The organism is Burkholderia sp. BCC1640 (assembly GCF_902833125.1).
GTDB classification, from domain to species: domain Bacteria; phylum Pseudomonadota; class Gammaproteobacteria; order Burkholderiales; family Burkholderiaceae; genus Burkholderia; species Burkholderia diffusa.
This window is the reverse complement of sequence record NZ_CADFEF010000016.1, coordinates 1-17,254: the sequence shown is the minus strand read 5'-3', so window position 1 is coordinate 17,254 and position 17,254 is coordinate 1. Positions and strand designations below refer to the sequence as shown.

Genomic DNA, 17,254 nt, shown 5'->3' with positions numbered 1-17,254 from the left:
TCGGGCTGTGCTTTTTTGTTTGGTGACGCGGCACGCGAACCCGCGCGCCGCCCCGTGTCTACGAACAGAACTTCGCGAGCAGCCCGAGCTGCGCGTTGCGGATCGTCTTGCCCGCACGACGCCGGCGGTAGTGGCCGTCGCTGAGCATCTGCCAGGCCGACTGGTTGTCGCCGAGGCAGACCGACAGCCCTTCGGCGATCACGCGGCGCTTCAGCTTGCGCTCGCGGATCGGGAACGCGACTTCGACGCGGCGGAACAGATTGCGGTCCATCCAGTCGGCGCTCGACAGATAGACGTCCTCGGCGCCATCCGCGTGGAAATAGTAGATGCGGTGGTGTTCGAGGAAGCGCCCGACGATCGAGCGCACCGTGATGTTGTCCGACAGCCCCGGCACGCCGGGCTTCAGCGCGCACACGCCGCGCACGATCAGGTCGACCTTGACGCCGGCCTGCGACGCTTCGTACAGCGCGGCGATCACCGACGGCTCCAGCAGCGCGTTCATCTTCGCGACCACGCGCGCGCGCTTGCCGGCACGCGCGTTGTCGATCTCCGCGCGGATCGATTCGATGATGCGCGGATGCAGCGAGAACGGCGACTGCCACAGCTCGTGCAGCGTGAGCTCGCCGCCGATCCCGGTCAGTTGCTGGAAGACGTGGTGGACGTCCTCGCAGATCTTCTGGTCGGCCGTCATCAGCCCGAAGTCGGTGTAGAGGCGGGCGGTGCGCGGGTGATAGTTGCCGGTGCCGAGGTGCACGTAGCGGCGCAGCGACGCCTTGCCGTTCTGTACGACGCGCCGCACGATCAGCATCATCTTCGCGTGGCACTTGTGGCCGACCACGCCGTACACGACGTGCGCGCCGACGGCTTCGAGCTGAGACGCCCAGTTGATGTTGGTTTCCTCGTCGAAGCGCGCGAGCAGCTCGACGACGACGGTCACTTCCTTGCCGTTGCGCGCGGCTTCCATCAGCGCGTCCATCAGCGGCGAATCGGTGCCGGTGCGGTAGATCGTCTGCTTGATCGCGACGACGCTCGGGTCTTTCGCGGCCTGCTGCAGCAGTTCGAGCACCGGCTGGAAACTTTCGTACGGATGGTGCAGCAGGATGTCGCCGTCGTCGATCGCGTCGAACATCGTCGGCGCGTTGACGATCGCGGGCGGGATCGATGCGGTGAACGGCGAGAACTTCAGATCGGGGCGATCGACGAGATCGGGAATCTGCATCAGCCGCACGAGGTTCACGGAGCCGGCCACGCGATAGCAGTCCTTCTCGCCGAGCAGGCTTTCCTCGAGCAGGCGCCGCACGATATGCGCCGGCGTGTCGGCCGACACTTCGAGCCGTACCGCGTTGCCGAGGTGGCGCGCGGGCAGTTCGCCCTGCAGCGCGACGCGCAGGTTGGTGATTTCGTCCTCGTCGACGAACAGCTCGCTGTTGCGCGTGATGCGAAACTGGTTGCAGCTCTTCACGACCAGTTGCGGGAACAGTTCGCCGACGAAGCGCTGCATGAACGAGCTGAGCAGCACGAAGCCGTGCTCGAAGCCCGACAGCGCCTGCGGCATGCGCACGACGCGCGGCAGCGCGCGCGGCGCCTGCACGATGCCCATCACCGCCTGGCGGCCGAACGCGTCGCGGCCCTCGAGCTCGACGACGAAGTTCAGGCTCTTGTTCAGCACGCGCGGGAACGGGTGCGCGGGGTCGAGGCCGATCGGCGTCAGCACCGGCAGCAGTTCATCGAGGAAGTAGCGGCGCGCCCATTCGAGCTGTTCTTCGTTCCACGTGTCGCTCGCGTGGAAGTAGATGCCTTCCTGTTCGAGCGCGGGCAACACGGTTTCGTGCAGCATCGTGTACTGGCGGTGCACGAGCCGTTGCGCGCGCTCGACGACGAGGTCGTAAGCGTGCTGCAGCGACATGCCGTCGGGCGTCAGTGCGCCGGGGTTGTCGCGGATCTGTTCCTGAAGGCCGGCCATCCGGACTTCGAAAAATTCGTCGAGGTTGCTGCTCGTGATGCAGATGAAGCGCAGGCGCTCGAGCAACGGAATCTGCGGGTCAGCCGCCTGGGCCAGCACGCGCTCGTTGAAACCGAGGATGCCGAGTTCACGATTGAGAAGCGGATAACGGACGGACATCGGCAGAGTAGGGGATGATTCGGGCGATGATTCGAAAGGACGCTCGGAAACTCTCACGGTACGATGACGTGCTGATGACGATAATGTATTTATATCGGGAAATTCTACGCCTGAACCGTTTCGTCTCATAAATGTTTCGGCCATATACAATCTACCCGTGTACATGCCCGTGAAGCGTGGCAATGGCAAGCGTTCCACGCTTAAAATGTCGCCTTTGATTGATCGTCCAGCGTGGCCGGACCGGCTGCCGCGGGCGAACGCGCACGGAGCCCCCTTCTGATGGTTACATCCCCCCACTTGCTGGCTGCCGTCGATCTCGGCTCGAACAGCTTTCGGCTGATCGTCGGGCGCGTCGAGGAAACGCCGGCGGGCAGCCAGATCTATCCCGTCGATGCGCTGCGCGAGCCCGTTCGACTGGCCGCGGGCCTGTCGAGCGACAAGATGCTCGATCGCGCGTCGCAGGAGCGTGGCTGGGAGGCGCTCAAGCGGTTCGGCGAACGCCTGCGCGATTTCCATCCCGATCATGTGCGCGCGGTGGCGACCAACACGCTGCGCGTCGCGAAGAATGCGGGCGAATTTCTCGGCGAGGCCGAAGCGGCGCTCGGCTTCCCGATCGAAGTGATCGCGGGCCGAGAAGAGGCGCGCCTGATCTACGCGGGCGCCGCGCATTCGGTGCCGGCGAGCGCGGGCAAGCGGCTCGTCGTCGACATCGGCGGCGGCTCGACAGAATTCATCATCGGCTCGCACTACACGCCGATCGTGATGGAGAGCCTCTACATCGGCTGCGTGAGCCATAGCCGCGCGTTCTTCCCGGCCGGCAACGTCGACGAATATACGATGCGGCAAGCCGAACTCGCGGCCAAGCGCGAGATCCAGATCATTTCCAGCGAATACAAGAAGGCCGGATGGGACCAGGCGATCGGTTCGTCCGGCACCGCGCGCGCGCTCGCGGAACTTGTCGAGGCGAACGGCTTCAACGACGCGGGCATCACGCACGGCATTTCGCGCGGCGGGCTCGAACGCCTGAAGCGCGCGCTGATCAAGTCCGAGAACGTGAACCGGCTGAAGCTGATCGCGCTGAAGCCCGATCGCGTGCCGGTGCTCGCCGGCGGCCTCGCGATCATGCTCGCGGTATTCGAGGAACTGGGCGTCGACTACGTCGATACCACCGACGGAGCGCTGCGTCTCGGCGTGCTGTACGACCTGCTCGGCCGGACTCAGCACGAGGACATGCGCGCGGTGACCGTCGAGGGCTTCACGCGCCGCTACGGCGTCGATCGCGCGCAGGCCGAGCGCATCGGCGCGCTCGCGGTGCGGTTCTACGACGAGCTTGACGATTCCGACGACGAAGAACGCGAGGAAGGCCGGATGTTTCTCGGTTGGGCCGCCGCGTTGCACGAGATCGGCTTGTCGATCTCGCACAGCTCGTATCACAAGCATTCGGCCTATATCGCGAGCAACGCCGACATGCCGGGTTTCTCGCGCACCGACCAGGCGCGCCTTGCCGCGCTCGTGCTCGGGCATGCGGGCAAGCTCGGCAAGCTGTCGCAGGCGCGCGACGTCGAATGGCCGCTGCTGTTCTGCCTGCGGCTCGCGGCGCTGCTTTGCCGGCGCCGGACCGATGCCGGGCTGCCGGACATTTCCGTGTCGCAGATGAAGAAGGGCGGGTATGAAGTTCGCCTGCCGAGCGCATGGGTCGAGCAGAACCCGCTGACCGATTACAGCCTCAGCCAGGAAGCGGCCGAGTGGGAGAAGGTCGGCATTCCGTACCGCGTGGTTTATACGGGCGCGTGACGCGCCGGCACGGCGGCGGCGCGCTCGCGCCGCCAGATTGCCTTGGACGCGCTCAGTCCGAGCACACGATCGCCGTCAGGAACGGGAATGCCTGCTTGACGGTCGCGTCGCTGCCGGCCTTGCGCACGGCCTGTTCGACCGCGTTCTTCGTGCCGCGCACCACGACGCCGTACGCCCAGTCGCCGATCGGCGTGCCGTCGCCGGGCTGGAAAAGCGGATCGTTCGCCTGGTAGCCGAGCACGACATAGACGCCGAAGCCGTAGGCGGTCAGCGGATGGTTCGTGCGGAACGCGTTCACCGAATTCGATTCGACGTGCATCGGCTCCGACTGGATGTCGCCTGCCGCGAGCAGCGGCGCGACGAACTTGTGGCCGTTCGAATGGCAGTCGAGCGCGTCGTCGAGCGACTTGGCTGATGCGACTCCGGGCGCGCCGAGAGTGCCGATTGCGAGCAGCGCGCCGAGCACGGCGGTCTTGAAAACGTGATTTTTCATGCGCGATTGCGGATTGGTCGCGGACATTATCGCGTGTTCGCGCAATTTTCGTGCGCGGGTTGCGGGCTGCGGCACCGGTGGCCGAGGCGAGCGGCGGACCAAACGAAAAAGGGCTGCAAGCGCGATGGCTTGCAACCCTTGTCGTGTATCTCGTGGTCGGAGCGATAGGATTCGAACCTACGACCCTCTGATCCCAAATCAGATGCGCTACCAGGCTGCGCTACGCTCCGACGAGCCAAAGATTCTATCGTCTAATGGGTAACCGCGTCAATCACGTTTTGCATACGGCGCATATCATCACGAACCGCTCACGATTGGCGACAATTCGAAGCGTGATCGTCCGGCCCGCGGGTGTGCGGCCGGATCATTCGTCGAAGCATGGAGAGACATCATGATGAACCTGATCCTGTGGCGCCACGCCGAAGCCGAAGACTACGCGGCAAGCGACCTCGCACGCCAGCTGACGGCCCGTGGGCGCAAGGATGCGCAGGCCATGGCCAAATGGCTGCGCGGCCGGCTCGAGTCGAGCAGCGTGATCCTCGCGAGCCCGGCGGCGCGCACCGTGCAGACCGTCGAGGCGCTGACGGACCAGTACCGGACCATCGATGCGCTCGCGCCGGGCGGCAGCGTCGACGACGTGCTGGCGGCCGCCGGGTGGCCCGACGGCATCGCGCCGACGGTCGTGATCGTCGGGCACCAGCCGACGCTCGGCTGCGTCGCGGCGCAGTTGATCGCCGGCAACGACGATAGCTGGAGCGTCAAGAAGGGCGGTATCGTGTGGCTCGCGAGCCGCACGCGCGACGGCAGCCGTCAGGCCGTGCTGCGCGCGGTATTGACGCCGGACCTTGTCTGAAGCGGTTCGAAGGCATTGATCATACGGTTTCGCAGGCTTTCTGCTAAAGTCAATTCGGCGACACGTCATTGAAAGGACACGGTCGTGCCACAGAACGGTAACGACCGGTTACTACATTGGCTGGCATGTCGTCCTATTCCTTACGACCAGGAAAGCCTAATGCGAGAACTGCCGACGCCTACGCTCCCCTTTGCCTCGCTTCCCCTCGAGACGTCGCGGCGTCACCTGCCGCGCGCTGCTGAAACCGTCACATCCGAGTACCGTCTGCGTGCCGCCTGGGCGCGCACGGAAGACGAACTGCGCGAGGCCCAGCGCCTGCGTTACACCGTGTTCGCCGACGAGATGGGCGCGCAGGTCAGCGGTCCGTCCGGTCTCGACGTCGATCCGTTCGACGCCTATTGCGATCATCTGCTGGTGCGCGACCTCGATACGCTGAAGGTGGTCGGCACGTACCGTGTGCTGCCGCCGCATCAGGCCGCGCGTGTCGGCCGTCTGTACGCCGAAGGCGAATTCGACCTGTCGCGCCTTACGCACCTGCGCGGCAAGATGGTCGAGGTCGGCCGCTCGTGCGTGCACAGCGACTACCGCAGCGGCGCCGTCATCATGGCGCTGTGGGGCGGTCTCGGCGCGTACATGATGCAGAACGGCTACGAGACGATGCTCGGCTGCGCGAGCGTGTCGATGGCCGACGGCGGGCACTATGCGGCGAACCTGTATCAGTCGCTGCCGGCCAACTCGCTGACGGCGCCGGAATATCGCGCGTTCCCTCATACGGCGCTGCCGGTTGACGAGCTGCAGACGGGCACCGTCGTTGCACCGCCGCCGCTGATCAAGGGCTACCTGCGTCTCGGTGCGAAGATTTGCGGCGCGCCGGCGTGGGATCCCGACTTCAACTGCGCGGACTTCCTGACGCTGTTCCGGCTGTCGGACATCAACGCGCGCTACGCCCGGCACTTCCTGGGCTGAGCCATCCCGATCGCGGCGCGCCGCTCAGGCACGCACGCAAGCGAACGCCGTCGCGCGGCAGATTGCCGCTCGACGGCGTTTGTTCGTTTCGCGGAAAGCGTTTTATCCGGCCCTGTTAATTTGGGCGAACCGCACTGACCACCGTGCCGGCAGACGCACGTTCGGCGTGGGCCGCGCGGGCGGCCCGGACCACGGGGCGGGCTTGCCTAGTGCTTGCGCCGCCAGTCGAGCAGGTGATGTTCGGCCATCCAGTGATGGATCATTCCTTCGCCGCCGTGGCTGCGCTTGTATTCGCGCGACTCGAAATAGGACAGGGCGACGAGCACCATCAAACCGATGAACAGGCCGATCAGGCCGGCGATCTCTTCAGATGACATGGCAGCCTCCTTTCAACGGCACAGCGCCATCTGCTACATGGTAGAACATGCGCGGGACAACCCCTAACCCGGAATTCCGCTAGACTCGGCGCGGTCTTGGCGCGCGATGGGCGCGCCGTTTTCCGGAGCCTCACCGATGACTCGTTTCATGCTGGCCGTGCTGGCCGCGTCCATTCTCGCCGGCTGTTCCAGCGATCCCCGCCAGGCTCGTCGCGGCCACCCGCCGCAAGATCCGGCCGATTATCATGGCGTGCCGACCGACATGACGCCGCCGTCGATGCTCGGTGAGCCGGCGCCTTCGGCACCCGCATCCGCGCAATAACGAAACCGGCCTGCCTGCGCGGCCGTCAGGTGCCGGCCGCGGGTGCGTCGGCGCCGATCCGCCGCGTCAACGCCGGCAAGTAGCGCGCGAGCGTCGCGCCACGCGCGACCATGAACAGCAGCAGCGCGAACCACAGCCCGTGGTTGCCGAACGGGCCGACAGCCGCCAGCGTCGCGGCAATGAAGATCGCGAACGACACGACCATCGCGCGCATCAGCGACTGCGTCTGCGTCGCGCCGATGAACACGCCGTCGAGCAGGAACCCCCACACGGACACGATCGGCGAGATTGCCGCCCATGGCAGGTATTGCAGCGCGACCGCGCGGATCCCTGCCTGGTCGGTCAGCCGTGCGACGATCCAGCCGCCGGCCGCCCAGTAGACGAGCGCGAACAGCAGCGCGCCGAGCGCGGACCACAGCAGCGTGACCCGTACGGCCTGCCGGAATGCGGTGCGGTCGCGTGCGCCGGCTGCGGCGCCGACGAGTGCCTCGGCCGCATGCGCGAAGCCGTCGAGCCCGTAAGCCATGAAGGTCTGGAAATTCAGCAGCAGTGCGTTGGCCGCGAGCGTCGCGTCACCCTGCGTGGCGCCCAGGTGCGCGAACCAGCCGAATGCGCCGAGCAGGCACAGCGTGCGCAGGAAGATGTCGCGATTGAGCGCGATCAGCCGCTTGAGCGCCGCACGATCCGCCAATGCACCCGCGGCCAGCGGCGCGAGGCCGCGCGGGCGCAGCCGCCACAGCATCCATGCGCCGAGCGCGAAGCCGCACGCGTCCGCGGTCGCGGTTGCCGCGCCGATCCCGGCGATGCCCCAGCCGAAGCCATACACGTACAACAGCACGGCACCGATGTTCACCGCATTGATGAAGACCTGCGTGACGAGCGCGAGCCGCACGCGCTGCGCGCCGAGCAGGTAGCCGAGCACCACGTAGTTCGCGAGCGCGAACGGCGCGCTCCAGATGCGTGCGTGGCCATAGGTCAGCGCCGTCGCGCGGACGGCGTCGCTGCCGCCCAGCGCGGTCAGCGCGAACGACAGCAGCGGCACCTGCAGCGCGAGCACGGCGGCGCCGAGCGCGAACGCGACGATCAGCGCGCGCAGCACGTTGAGCCGGATGCCGGCGGCGTCGCCGGCGCCGTGCGCCTGCGCGACGAGGCCGGTCGTGCCCATGCGCAGGAAGCCGAAGCCCCAGAACACGAAGTTGAAGAACAGTCCGCCGAGCGCGACGCCGCCGAGATACTGCGCGCCGTCGAGGTGGCCGGCGACGGCCGTGTCGACCGCGCCGAGGATCGGCTGGGTCAGGTTCGCAAGGACGATCGGGAAGGCGAGCGCGAGGACGCGCCGGTGCGAGACGACGGCCGATCCGGTGCTGGCCCCATGCGGTAATGCGGATTCGGACATGGCGAACGCGTCAGGCGCGTTCCTGCACGCAGACCCACGGCGACACGACGACCGCCCACAGCTCCGGATTGCGCGCCGCGAAATCGGCGGCGGTTTCCGCCGGCATTCGCGCGACGAGACCGGACGACAGCCAGCGCGTGACCTGATCGGCGTCGTCGCCCGCGATCGCTTCCGCGACGCTGACGAGATCGAGGTCGCGTGCGACCGACAGCAGCTTGCCCTGCGCGAAGAAGCGCTCGAGATCGCACCAGTCGATCTTGGCGGTTTCGCCGAGGAGTTTGGCGTAGAGCGGGCTGTGCGACGCGCCCGAGGCGGATTCGTGTTGGTCGGAGGACATCGGAGGTGTGCTGAAAAGACTGCGTGGGCGCCACTATAAACCATCCGGGCGCGCGGCCGGCCCTCCGGCGCGGCGGCGCGCGCCCGGTTCACGCGTCGCGCAGCGCGCGGCGCACGATCTTGCCGGTTGCCGTCATCGGCAGGCCGTCGACGAAAGCGATCGCGCGCGGGTACTCGTGCGCGGCCAGGCGCGTCCGCACGTGGGCCTGCAGCGCCTGCACGAGCGCATCGTCGCCGACATGGCCGGGGTTCAGCACGACGAACGCCTTGACGATTTCGGTGCGCGTCGGGTCGGGCACGCCGACGACGGCTGCCATCCGCACCGCCGGGTGCGTGAGCAGGCAGTCCTCGATCGGCCCCGGGCCGATCCGGTAGCCGGCGCTCGTGATCACGTCGTCGTCGCGGCCGACGAAGCGCACGAAGCCGTCGGCATCGATCGTGCCGGTGTCGCCGGTGAGGAGGTAGTCGCCCGCGAACTTGTCGCGCGTCGCGGCGGGATTGCGCCAGTATTCGAGGAACATCACCGGGTCCGGGCGGCGCACCGCGATGCGTCCCTCGACGCCGGGCGGCAGCGGCGTGCCGTGCTCGTCGACGATCGCGACCGCATGGCCGGGCACGGCCTTGCCGATCGCACCGGGCTGCGCATCGAACAGCGCCGCGCATGACGACAGCACCATGTTGCATTCGGTCTGTCCGTAGAACTCGTTGATCGTCACGCCGAGCGCGTCGCGTCCCCACGCCGTCAGCTCGGTGCCGAGCGATTCTCCGCCGCTTGCGACCGATTTCAGCGCCAGCGCGTGGCGCTCGCGCGGCGCGGGCACCGCGCGCATCAGCTTCAGCGCGGTCGGCGGCAGGAACGCGTGGGTCACGCCATGCCGCGCCATCAGCGCGAACGCGGCTTCGCCGTCGAACTTCTCGAAGCGGCGCGCGAGCACCGGCACGCCGTGGTGCCATGAGGGCAGCAGCACGTCGAGGAGCCCGCCGATCCATGCCCAGTCGGCGGGTGTCCAGAACAGGCGCGCGTCGCGCGGGAAGCATTGCTGCGACATCTCGACGCCCGGCAGGTGGCCCAGCAGCACGCGATGCGCATGGAGCGCGCCTTTCGGCTTCCCGGTCGTCCCGGACGTATAGATGATGACCGCCGGGTCGTCGGCGGCGGTGTCCGCCGGCACGAAATCCGGCGATTCGGCGGCGAGTGCGGCGTCGAATCGCAGCACGCCGGGCGCATCGGGCGCATCGTCGCCGATGCAGTAGCACGTGCGCAGCGCCGGCAGCCGCGCGCGCAGCGGCGCGATTTTCGCGTAACCGGCCGCGTCGGTGACGAGCGCGGCGGCTTCGCTGTTCGCGAGCCGGTATTCGAGCGCGTCGGCGCCGAACAGCGTGAACAGCGGCACCGCGATCGCGCCGAGCTTGTACGCGGCGAGATGGGCGATCGCCGTTTCCGGACCTTGCGCGAGGAAGATCGCGATGCGGTCGCCACGTTGCAGACCCGCCCGCGCGAGGCTGTTCGCGAAACGATTAGAAATATTCCTCAGGTCGTCGAACGTGAGGCGGGACACGTCGCCTTGCGTCGTTTCGTGAATCAGCGCGAGCCGTCCGCTGCCGTCGGCCCACTTGTCGCACACGTCCACGCCGATGTTGTAGCGGGCCGGAACGTCCCATGCGAAGCGGGAGAGGAGGTTGTCGTAGCGGTCGGCGGCGGGCAGCATCGCAAGTCTCCTTGGCGTCCATCGTCGGCATCGGCCGCTGGATTACATCGGCATTTCACGCGACCGAAACCACAATGGCGCCTGATGGATAGGGGAATGTGCGGACTCGTGCAACGGGGGCGGCTCAGTGCACGATTCCGCTATGACGCATAAGATCATGACAAAACAGTGATATGACCATGGATTTGCTTCTGATAGCTGCGGGGTTCAGCCTGTTCGGAATCGGTGCGTTGGTGGCGTTTGCCAGCCGCGTCGATCCGTTGTCCGGCCGGTTCACCGGCCGTCTGCGCAAGCGCTGACACGACCTTCCCGATCTCCCTCGCGACGACATGCGATGCATGCCGGCATCGCGTGTCGTCCTCCTTCGGCGGTGGCGCGCTCAGCGCGCCGGCAGGTAGCGCGCCGGATCGATCGAGCGGCCGCCGTAGCGCAGCTCGAAGTGCAGCGCGACGCGATCGCTGTCGCTGTTGCCCATCTCCGCGATCGTCTGCCCCTGCGTGACCGACTGGCCTTCCTTCACGAGCAGCGCACGGTTGTGCGCGTAGGCCGTCAGGTAATCGGCGTTGTGCTTGAGGATGATCAGGTTGCCGTAGCCGCGCAATCCGTTGCCCGCATAGACGACGGTGCCCGGCGCGGCGGCCAGCACCGGCGTGCCTGTGGCGTTCGCGATATCGATGCCCTTGGATTTCGAGCCGTCGAAGCTGCGCACCACGTTGCCGGCAGCCGGCCAGATCAGCGCGATGCTGGTGGCCGGCTTGACGGCCGATTCGACCGGCGCGGAAGGCGCGGGGCGGCTGCGGCCCGCACTGCCGGTGCCGGTGGTCGACGCGGTCGCCGTGCCGGGCGGCGGCGCGATGCGCAGCACCTGGCCGACCTCGATCGCGTCGGGATTCGCGATCTGGTTCCAGCGCACGATGTTCGCCATCGACGTGCGATTCTCGCGCGCGATCTTGTAGAGCGTGTCGCCGCGCTCGACGCGGTAGTAACCCGGGCCGACGGGTGCGGAGCCGCACGCGACGAGCAGCGCGGCGCAGGCGGCCGCGAAGAGCCGCTTCGTTGTTGTTCCGAACATTGAGCCTCGCAAAACCCCGCCGCGCGGGACGCGGCAGGCGATACAAAACGTCCGATTTTAACGGGTTCGACCCGAGCACCGCAGTTTCGGGCCGCGGGCGCGGCCGGCGCGCGCCGGTTCGCCGATGCGGCCGACGTCAGCCGGCGAGCGGCAGCACGCGAATCCGCAGCGTGGCCGTTTCGGTCGCGCCCGGTGCGAGCATCCGCAGCCCGAGGCCGTTGTGGATCGCGTCCGGCAGGCCGAGCCACGGCTCGACGCAGTAGAAGTCCGATTCCGGCTGTTCCGTCCAGGTCGTGATCGCGTACCACGGGATCGAGCCCGGGACGTCGAGCGCGATCTCGATCGTGCGGCGGCGACCCGGCATCACGATGCGCACCGGCGTGGAGGGCGCGCCGTCGAGGCAGTGGAAGCGGTCGAGAATGTCCGGATCGCCGAGGCAGTACGATGCTTCGCCGGGCTCCAGCGGGCTGATCGAGCCATCGGCGCGCTGCATGCAGCGGCGCGTCGGCGGCAGTTCGAGCGTGGTTTGCGCGCGCTCGCCGTGCGGCAGCGCGAAGTAGAAATGGTGGCCCGCGTAGTAGGGCAGCGGCGTGTCGCCGCGGTTGGTCGTGGTGAGCGCGACGTCGAGCGTGTGGGCGTCGGCGAGCCGGTAGGTCGTCTCGAACCGGAAATCGAACGGATAGCTGTCGCGCAGCGCGTCGTTCGCATCGAGCGTCATCGACAGCGCGGCGCCGTCGGCCGACGGTTGTGCCGCGAACGGCAGGTCGCGCGCGAAACCGTGCATCGGCAGGTCGCGAACCACGCCGGCGGCATCGCGCCAGCGGCCCAGTTCGCCATCGACGCGATGGCGGCCGAGGAACGGGAACAGCAGCGGATTGCCGCCGCGCACGCGCGCGAGGTTGCTCCAGTCGGCGGCTTCCGGCCAGAAAATGACCGGCTCGCCGTCGACGTGCCACGACAGCAGGCGGCCGCCGAATTGCGGGGCGACCCGGACGAGTGACGAGCCGGCGTGAAGTTCATGAATGTCGTGCTGCTGGAAGATCGGCATGGCGAATCGGTATGAACGGGTGGGCGGGGTGCGCGATGGCGCGCTCCATTATCGGGCCGCGACGCGGTCGGGGAAAACCCTTCTCGGGAAATCGCGAGTTTTTCAGACTGCCGACGGTCTGGATAATGCCTGTAAACCGGTGATGTTGCCGGGTCATGACACTTCGTGGAGGGGGCCATGGATCTGGCAATGGCAATGGGAATCGCACTGTTCGGCATGTTCACCGGCAGCACGGTATTGTTTTTCTATCAGCTCGGCCGCTGACGGCAATTTCTGCCGGAATCGAAAGGCCCGCCATGCAAATGGCGGGCTTTTTGCTTTCTGCACGCTTACAAGTTGCAAGCGTTTGTGTGCATTGCCGCAATAACCAGCCAAATGCCTTGGCGCAGTAATCCTGGCTGGGCATAATCGGGGCGCGTTTTTCGGACGCGCGATGCGTTGTCCGCTTTTTTACCCGATTGATCACCACTAAAAGGACCGACGCGTGAGTCTCTGGTTTCTGGTATTCCTGAGCGTCCTGCAGGGCGTCACCGAACTCTTCCCCGTCAGCAGTCTCGGCCACACGCTGCTCGTGCCGGCGCTGTTCGGCATGCACATCGACAAGCACGCGCCGCAGTTGCTGCCGTTCCTCGTCGCGCTGCACCTCGGCACCGCGCTCGCGCTGCTTTGGTATTTCCGCGCGCGCTGGATCGCGCTGATCAGCGGCTTCTTCGCGCAGCTCGGCGGCCGCAAGAACGACGACGGGCACCTGATGTGGGCGCTGATCATCGGCACGATCCCGACCGGGATCGTCGGTCTGTTGCTCGAGAAGCGCATCGAACGCGTGTTTCACGACCTGCGGATCGTCGCGATCGCGCTGATCATCAACGGCGTGCTGCTGTGGATCGGCGATCGGATCCAGCGCAGCCGTGCACACCAGCCGCCCGAAAAGATGACGTTCAAGCAGGCGTTCTTCGTGGGCCTTGCGCAGATCGGCGCGCTGATTCCGGGTTTCTCGCGCAGCGGGCTGACGATGATCGCCGGTAACGCGGCCGGGCTGACGGCGGAGAAGGCGGCGGAGTTTTCGTTCCTGCTCGGCACGCCGATCATTTTTGCGGCGGGCGTGCTCGAACTGCCGAAGCTATTCCATGCGCGCGACCAGCTCGCGGACGCACTGCTCGGTGGCGTGCTGACGGCGATTGCCGCTTATCTGAGTGTGCGGTTCTTGATGCGCTATTTTGAAGGGCGCGGGCGGCTGGCTTCGTTCGGCTTGTATTGCGTGATTGCCGGGGTGTTTTGCCTTGGGTGGTTCATGCTGCATCCGCAGCCGGTTTGACGGTTGCGGCGCCGGTCGCGCGTCGCGCATGATATGACGCGATGATCGGGTATAATTTCGGGCTCGGCTTCATGCCGGGCCCGTTTCGTTTCGGGGCTTTGAGTGCGGTTTGTGCTCGAAGCCTTTCGCGTCAAATGCGGCCCGGGTCGTGTGGCCGTGTCTTTTCCCCTCGACCGCCCTTAGCTCAGTTGGATAGAGCAACGGCCTTCTAAGCCGTAGGTCACACGTTCGAATCGTGTAGGGCGGGCCAGAATTCTTCGCTTATTCAAGCACTTACAATTTCGCTCACACCGCTTGGTTGAGGTCAAAGTCCGCTCTCACTGTGGCGAGAGTGTGGCGGGATTCTATGCCAAGGGTATGGCAAGGCCAAGTAGCGCGGGCGCGCAAGCGGATTTGCCTGTTGCATAACGCTTTTCGCGGAGCGTCTTCGGTAAGATTTGGAATGCGCGGCAGGGTGGCGCATTGTTACTGATCGCTATCTGGACGGGGGCAACATGGCGGCCATCGGGCGGACGTTTGAAACTACGTTTGGCGTTTACGTAGTGGACGCGGTTCTCGGGGAAGGAGGGGCAGGACGAGTGTACCGCGTCAGGGAGGAATCCGGCGCTCAGTATGCCCTGAAGCAATTGCACGAGCGTGGAGTTACTACCGACAAACGACGTAGATTCAAAAACGAAATCGGATTCCTGCAAAATGAAAAGCACGCCCACATAGTGCGGGTGGTAGATCATGGAATTTACGCGGATTCCGGCGAGCGTTCGCCGTTTTATGTGATGGACCTCTATGATGAGAGTTTGCGTGGGCAGATACAGCGGGGCATACCTCATGATCGTGTCCTACAGATGTTCAGCCAAATTCTTGACGGTGTTGAGGCCGCCCATCTGAAGCGCGTCGTACATCGCGATCTCAAACCGGAGAACGTTCTTTATCAGGTAAAGAATGATCGCCTTGCAATTGCCGACTTCGGGGTGGCCCGGTTCAGTGCGGAAGACTTACTTACGGCAGTTGAGACGAAGCCTGATACCCGTCTCGCCAACTTCCTGTATGCCGCGCCAGAGCAGAGAGTGCGTGGCCAGGTAGTAAATGAGGCGGCGGATATTTACGCTCTTGGACTTATTCTCAATGAGATGTTCACGCGACAAGTGCCGCACGGTACCGGCTACCAAAAGATTGCGGACGTTGCAGCGGATTTCTCGTGGCTCGATGACATTGTCGAGTCAATGCTCCGGCAAGCGCCTACCCAGCGCCCGGCGTCAATCGATGCATTGAAGCGTGAGATTCAATTCAGACATGAAGATGCGGTTTCCCGGCAGCGTTTGAGTAGCATCGACCAGACGGTAGTGCGCGTCAGCGACATTGATGATCCGATTGTTGCGAATGGGCTAAAGGTCGTGAATTTGGCTTGGGAGGCGGGAACTCTCGAACTGGAACTTAGCTGTTGATTTCCACCGAGTCTTAACCCACCGATTTCATCTAAATCTGACCCACCCCGAGACAGCGTAGTACATCTATTCCGGTGTGGATAACTCTTCGTTACCTGCTGGTTTTGCCGCTCTTTTTCTTGTTGTCTTTGCCTTGGCAGAACTGTTCCTGAAGCGCCACGATTCATTGCCCGTTTCGACGATGTGGCAGTGATGGGTGACGCGGTCCAGCAGCGCCGTCGTCATCTTTGCGTCCCCGAACACGCTCGCCCACTCGCCGAAGCTGAGATTGGTCGTGATCGCGACGCTCGTGTGCTCGTATAGCTTTGAGAGCAGATGGAACAGCAATGCACCGCCGGTCTGGCTGAACGGCAGATAGCCCAGTTCGTCGAGGATCACCAGGTCGACGTACATCAGCTTGTGGGCGATCTGGCCTTGTTTGCCGATGGACTTCTCCTGCTCCAGGGCGTTGGTCAGCTCGACGGTCGAGAAGTAGCGCACGCGCTTGCCGTGGCGCTGTACGGCTTCGATTCCGATCGCTGAGGCGAGGTGCGTCTTGCCGGTGCCCGGACCACCGATGAACACGACGTTGTGCGCGCTTGCGAGGAACGACAGCTCGCTCAGTTCGCGCACCAGCGCTTCGTCGACGTGTGCCTGCGCGAAGTCGAAGCCCTTCAGGTCGCGGTGTGCCGGGAAGCGAGCGGCGGTCATCTGGTAGGCGATCGAGCGCACCTGCCGTTCGGCGGTTTCAGCCATCAGCAGCTGCTTCATGAAGCGCTCCGGCTCGAAGTCAGTGTGACGCGACTGTGCGAGCAGCTCCGGCCACGTGCTCGCCATGCCATGCAGTTTGAGCCCCTTGAGTTGGGCGGCGATGTCGTTAGACATGACGGTCCTCCGGTGGGTTGGCGCGCAGCGTCTCGTAACGGCTCACGTCGGCCGCGGGCTCTTCCTTGAGCTGGAGTTTCGTCGTGGCGAGGCTGCCATTCGTGACGGGCGCCTTCAGCCGGCTCAGCACGTTCAGGACGTGCTCTGCGCTGGGGCGTCCTGAATCCAGCGCAGCCTGTACGGCGAGCAGCACCGCATCGAGCCCGTGTTCGCGCACCGCGGCGAGCACCTGCGTCATGACGCGATCGCCGCCCGGGTGTTTCAGCAGATGCCGCTGCAGCAGTTGCAGCGGCTGCGGCATCGTGATGAACGGTGCGCCGTTGCGCAGTGCGCCGGGTTTGCGCTCGACCAGCGTGACGTAGTGGCGCCAATCGTAGAAGGTCATGTGCCGCTCGAAGCTGCGTTCGTGGCGTGCGATCTCCTGGGCGTTGGCGACGACGCTGAGATATGCCGGATAGCAGCGCACGCTCACCAACTGGTTCGTGTACTCGGTGGGCACGCTGTAGCGGTTGCGTTGGAAGTGAATCAGGCTGGTCGACGAGACTCGCAGGGTCTGCTCGATGTAGCCGTCGAACGGCCGTGGATTGGGCATCAGCCTGGTGCGTTCGTCCTGCAGCACGTCCTCGACTGTCAGCTCGGGCCACTGCGGGTGCCGCATCTGCCAGGCCTCACGACACTGATCAGCGACCCATTCGTTTAGGATCTCAAGCGTTTCCCAGCGCCGTAGCGCTGCTTCGTGCCAGATCTGACGTCGCCGGTCCTGAACGTTCTTCTCGACGATGCCTTTCTCCCAGCCGGCGGCACGGTTGCAGAACTCTGGCTCGAACAGGTAGTGACTGCACATTGCTTCGAAGCGCGCGTTGACCGCGCGCTCCTTGCCGCGGCCGACCTTGTCCACGGCGGTCTTCATGTTGTCGTAGATGCCGCGCCGGGGCACGCCGCCGAACGCGGCGAATGCGCGGGCGTGTGCGTCGAACAGCATCTCGTGACTCTGGGTGGGATAGGCGACGAGCCAGAACGCGCGGCTGGAGTTAAGTTTGACGTGGGCGACCTCCAGGCGTCGCCGTAGCCCGCCAACAAACGCGTATTCGCAGCTCCAGTCAAACTGGAAGGCTTCGCCGGGTTCGAAGGCGAGCGGCACGAAG

16 protein-coding genes and 2 tRNA genes are annotated in these 17,254 nt (G+C 65.4%); 7 read left to right on the top strand and 11 right to left on the bottom strand.

The features are described 5' to 3' along the window. Positions 1-58 precede the first annotated feature (58 nt). Positions 59-2,122 carry a polyphosphate kinase 1 gene (gene ppk1, locus HWX25_RS18380; RefSeq protein ID WP_059815721.1) on the bottom strand — a complete coding sequence of 688 codons (2,064 nt, stop codon included), beginning with the start codon at positions 2,120-2,122 and terminating at the stop codon, positions 59-61. A gap of 279 nt (positions 2,123-2,401) precedes the next feature. On the opposite strand from ppk1, the gene ppx reads away from it, so the two are divergent. Next, positions 2,402-3,916: an exopolyphosphatase gene (ppx, locus tag HWX25_RS18375; protein WP_059523436.1), complete on the top strand. Its 1,515-nt coding sequence runs from the start codon at positions 2,402-2,404 to the stop codon at positions 3,914-3,916. A 52-nt stretch (positions 3,917-3,968) separates the two neighbouring features. On the opposite strand, the gene HWX25_RS18370 is transcribed toward ppx, so the two are convergent. After that, positions 3,969-4,409 (bottom strand): hypothetical protein, encoded by a 441-nt coding sequence (locus HWX25_RS18370; RefSeq protein WP_175909557.1) that lies wholly within the window; start codon positions 4,407-4,409, stop codon positions 3,969-3,971. Between the two features lie 153 nt (positions 4,410-4,562). Continuing rightward, positions 4,563-4,639: transfer RNA gene (locus tag HWX25_RS18365), tRNA-Pro, on the bottom strand. Between the two features lie 161 nt (positions 4,640-4,800). On the opposite strand from HWX25_RS18365, the gene sixA reads away from it, so the two are divergent. Then, positions 4,801-5,262 carry a phosphohistidine phosphatase SixA gene (gene sixA / locus HWX25_RS18360; RefSeq protein ID WP_059815711.1) on the top strand — a complete coding sequence of 154 codons (462 nt, stop codon included), beginning with the start codon at positions 4,801-4,803 and terminating at the stop codon, positions 5,260-5,262. A gap of 159 nt (positions 5,263-5,421) precedes the next feature. Then, the gene (locus HWX25_RS18355; RefSeq protein ID WP_059815707.1) at positions 5,422-6,228 is read left to right on the top strand and encodes a GNAT family N-acyltransferase; all 807 of its coding nucleotides are present in this window, start codon (positions 5,422-5,424) and stop codon (positions 6,226-6,228) included. Between the two features lie 206 nt (positions 6,229-6,434). Here HWX25_RS18355 and HWX25_RS18350 read toward each other — a convergent pair whose 3' ends face one another. After that, positions 6,435-6,605 (bottom strand): hypothetical protein, encoded by a 171-nt coding sequence (locus HWX25_RS18350; RefSeq protein ID WP_162840567.1) that lies wholly within the window; start codon positions 6,603-6,605, stop codon positions 6,435-6,437. A gap of 136 nt (positions 6,606-6,741) precedes the next feature. Between HWX25_RS18350 and HWX25_RS18345 the strand changes: the two genes are divergently transcribed. Next, positions 6,742-6,927 (top strand): hypothetical protein, encoded by a 186-nt coding sequence (locus HWX25_RS18345; RefSeq protein WP_059523432.1) that lies wholly within the window; start codon positions 6,742-6,744, stop codon positions 6,925-6,927. Between the two features lie 25 nt (positions 6,928-6,952). Here the strand turns inward: HWX25_RS18345 and HWX25_RS18340 are convergent, their stop codons facing one another. From HWX25_RS18340 to HWX25_RS18320, 5 genes are all read right to left on the bottom strand, one after another. After that, positions 6,953-8,323, bottom strand: a complete 1,371-nt coding sequence (locus tag HWX25_RS18340) for an MATE family efflux transporter (RefSeq protein ID WP_175909555.1) — start codon at positions 8,321-8,323, stop codon at positions 6,953-6,955. A 10-nt stretch (positions 8,324-8,333) separates the two neighbouring features. Beyond that, positions 8,334-8,660: a DUF2288 domain-containing protein gene (locus HWX25_RS18335; RefSeq protein WP_175909553.1), complete on the bottom strand. Its 327-nt coding sequence runs from the start codon at positions 8,658-8,660 to the stop codon at positions 8,334-8,336. 88 nt (positions 8,661-8,748) lie between these two features. Beyond that, on the bottom strand, positions 8,749-10,368 hold the full coding sequence (locus tag HWX25_RS18330) for an acyl-CoA synthetase (protein WP_175909552.1): 1,620 nt from the start codon (positions 10,366-10,368) through the stop codon (positions 8,749-8,751). Positions 10,369-10,747: 379 nt separating this feature from the next. Further along, a complete protein-coding gene (locus HWX25_RS18325) occupies positions 10,748-11,440 on the bottom strand; it encodes a peptidoglycan DD-metalloendopeptidase family protein (RefSeq protein ID WP_175909550.1) in 693 nt (230 codons plus the stop codon). 136 nt (positions 11,441-11,576) lie between these two features. Further along, a complete protein-coding gene (locus tag HWX25_RS18320; RefSeq protein WP_175909549.1) occupies positions 11,577-12,488 on the bottom strand; it encodes an aldose epimerase in 912 nt (303 codons plus the stop codon). 484 nt (positions 12,489-12,972) lie between these two features. Between HWX25_RS18320 and HWX25_RS18315 the strand changes: the two genes are divergently transcribed. The 3 genes from HWX25_RS18315 to HWX25_RS18305 all read left to right on the top strand — a co-directional run bounded on the left by HWX25_RS18315 (position 12,973) and on the right by HWX25_RS18305 (position 15,245). Beyond that, the gene (locus tag HWX25_RS18315) at positions 12,973-13,803 is read left to right on the top strand and encodes an undecaprenyl-diphosphate phosphatase (protein WP_059506104.1); all 831 of its coding nucleotides are present in this window, start codon (positions 12,973-12,975) and stop codon (positions 13,801-13,803) included. 173 nt (positions 13,804-13,976) lie between these two features. Then, positions 13,977-14,053 (top strand) — tRNA-Arg (locus HWX25_RS18310). A 244-nt stretch (positions 14,054-14,297) separates the two neighbouring features. Then, on the top strand, positions 14,298-15,245 hold the full coding sequence (locus HWX25_RS18305; RefSeq protein ID WP_175909548.1) for a serine/threonine-protein kinase: 948 nt from the start codon (positions 14,298-14,300) through the stop codon (positions 15,243-15,245). Between the two features lie 66 nt (positions 15,246-15,311). Here HWX25_RS18305 and istB read toward each other — a convergent pair whose 3' ends face one another. Both istB and istA read right to left on the bottom strand, forming a co-directional pair. Then, complete coding sequence (gene istB / locus HWX25_RS18300) at positions 15,312-16,109, bottom strand: IS21-like element helper ATPase IstB (protein WP_175909547.1); 798 nt, start codon at positions 16,107-16,109, stop codon at positions 15,312-15,314. Next, positions 16,102-17,254: IS21 family transposase (gene istA / locus HWX25_RS18295; protein ID WP_175909546.1), on the bottom strand; the 1,153-nt coding region annotated here is incomplete at its 5' end. The genes istA and istB, both read right to left, overlap by 8 nt.

Excerpts from the sequence above, each read along its gene's own strand:
- HWX25_RS18355 (WP_059815707.1), top strand. The coding sequence starts at position 5,422 with ATGCGAGAACTGCCGACGCCTACGCTCCCCTTTGCCTCGCTTCCCCTC.
- HWX25_RS18320 (WP_175909549.1), bottom strand. The coding sequence starts at position 12,488 with ATGCCGATCTTCCAGCAGCACGACATTCATGAACTTCACGCCGGCTCG.
- HWX25_RS18335 (WP_175909553.1), bottom strand. The coding sequence starts at position 8,660 with ATGTCCTCCGACCAACACGAATCCGCCTCGGGCGCGTCGCACAGCCCG.
- sixA (WP_059815711.1), top strand. The coding sequence starts at position 4,801 with ATGATGAACCTGATCCTGTGGCGCCACGCCGAAGCCGAAGACTACGCG.
- HWX25_RS18350 (WP_162840567.1), bottom strand. The coding sequence starts at position 6,605 with ATGTCATCTGAAGAGATCGCCGGCCTGATCGGCCTGTTCATCGGTTTG.
- HWX25_RS18330 (WP_175909552.1), bottom strand. The coding sequence starts at position 10,368 with ATGCTGCCCGCCGCCGACCGCTACGACAACCTCCTCTCCCGCTTCGCA.
- ppk1 (WP_059815721.1), bottom strand. The coding sequence starts at position 2,122 with ATGTCCGTCCGTTATCCGCTTCTCAATCGTGAACTCGGCATCCTCGGT.
- istB (WP_175909547.1), bottom strand. The coding sequence starts at position 16,109 with ATGTCTAACGACATCGCCGCCCAACTCAAGGGGCTCAAACTGCATGGC.
- HWX25_RS18325 (WP_175909550.1), bottom strand. The coding sequence starts at position 11,440 with ATGTTCGGAACAACAACGAAGCGGCTCTTCGCGGCCGCCTGCGCCGCG.
- HWX25_RS18340 (WP_175909555.1), bottom strand. The coding sequence starts at position 8,323 with ATGTCCGAATCCGCATTACCGCATGGGGCCAGCACCGGATCGGCCGTC.
- HWX25_RS18305 (WP_175909548.1), top strand. The coding sequence starts at position 14,298 with ATGGCGGCCATCGGGCGGACGTTTGAAACTACGTTTGGCGTTTACGTA.
- HWX25_RS18370 (WP_175909557.1), bottom strand. The coding sequence starts at position 4,409 with ATGAAAAATCACGTTTTCAAGACCGCCGTGCTCGGCGCGCTGCTCGCA.
- ppx (WP_059523436.1), top strand. The coding sequence starts at position 2,402 with ATGGTTACATCCCCCCACTTGCTGGCTGCCGTCGATCTCGGCTCGAAC.
- HWX25_RS18345 (WP_059523432.1), top strand. The coding sequence starts at position 6,742 with ATGACTCGTTTCATGCTGGCCGTGCTGGCCGCGTCCATTCTCGCCGGC.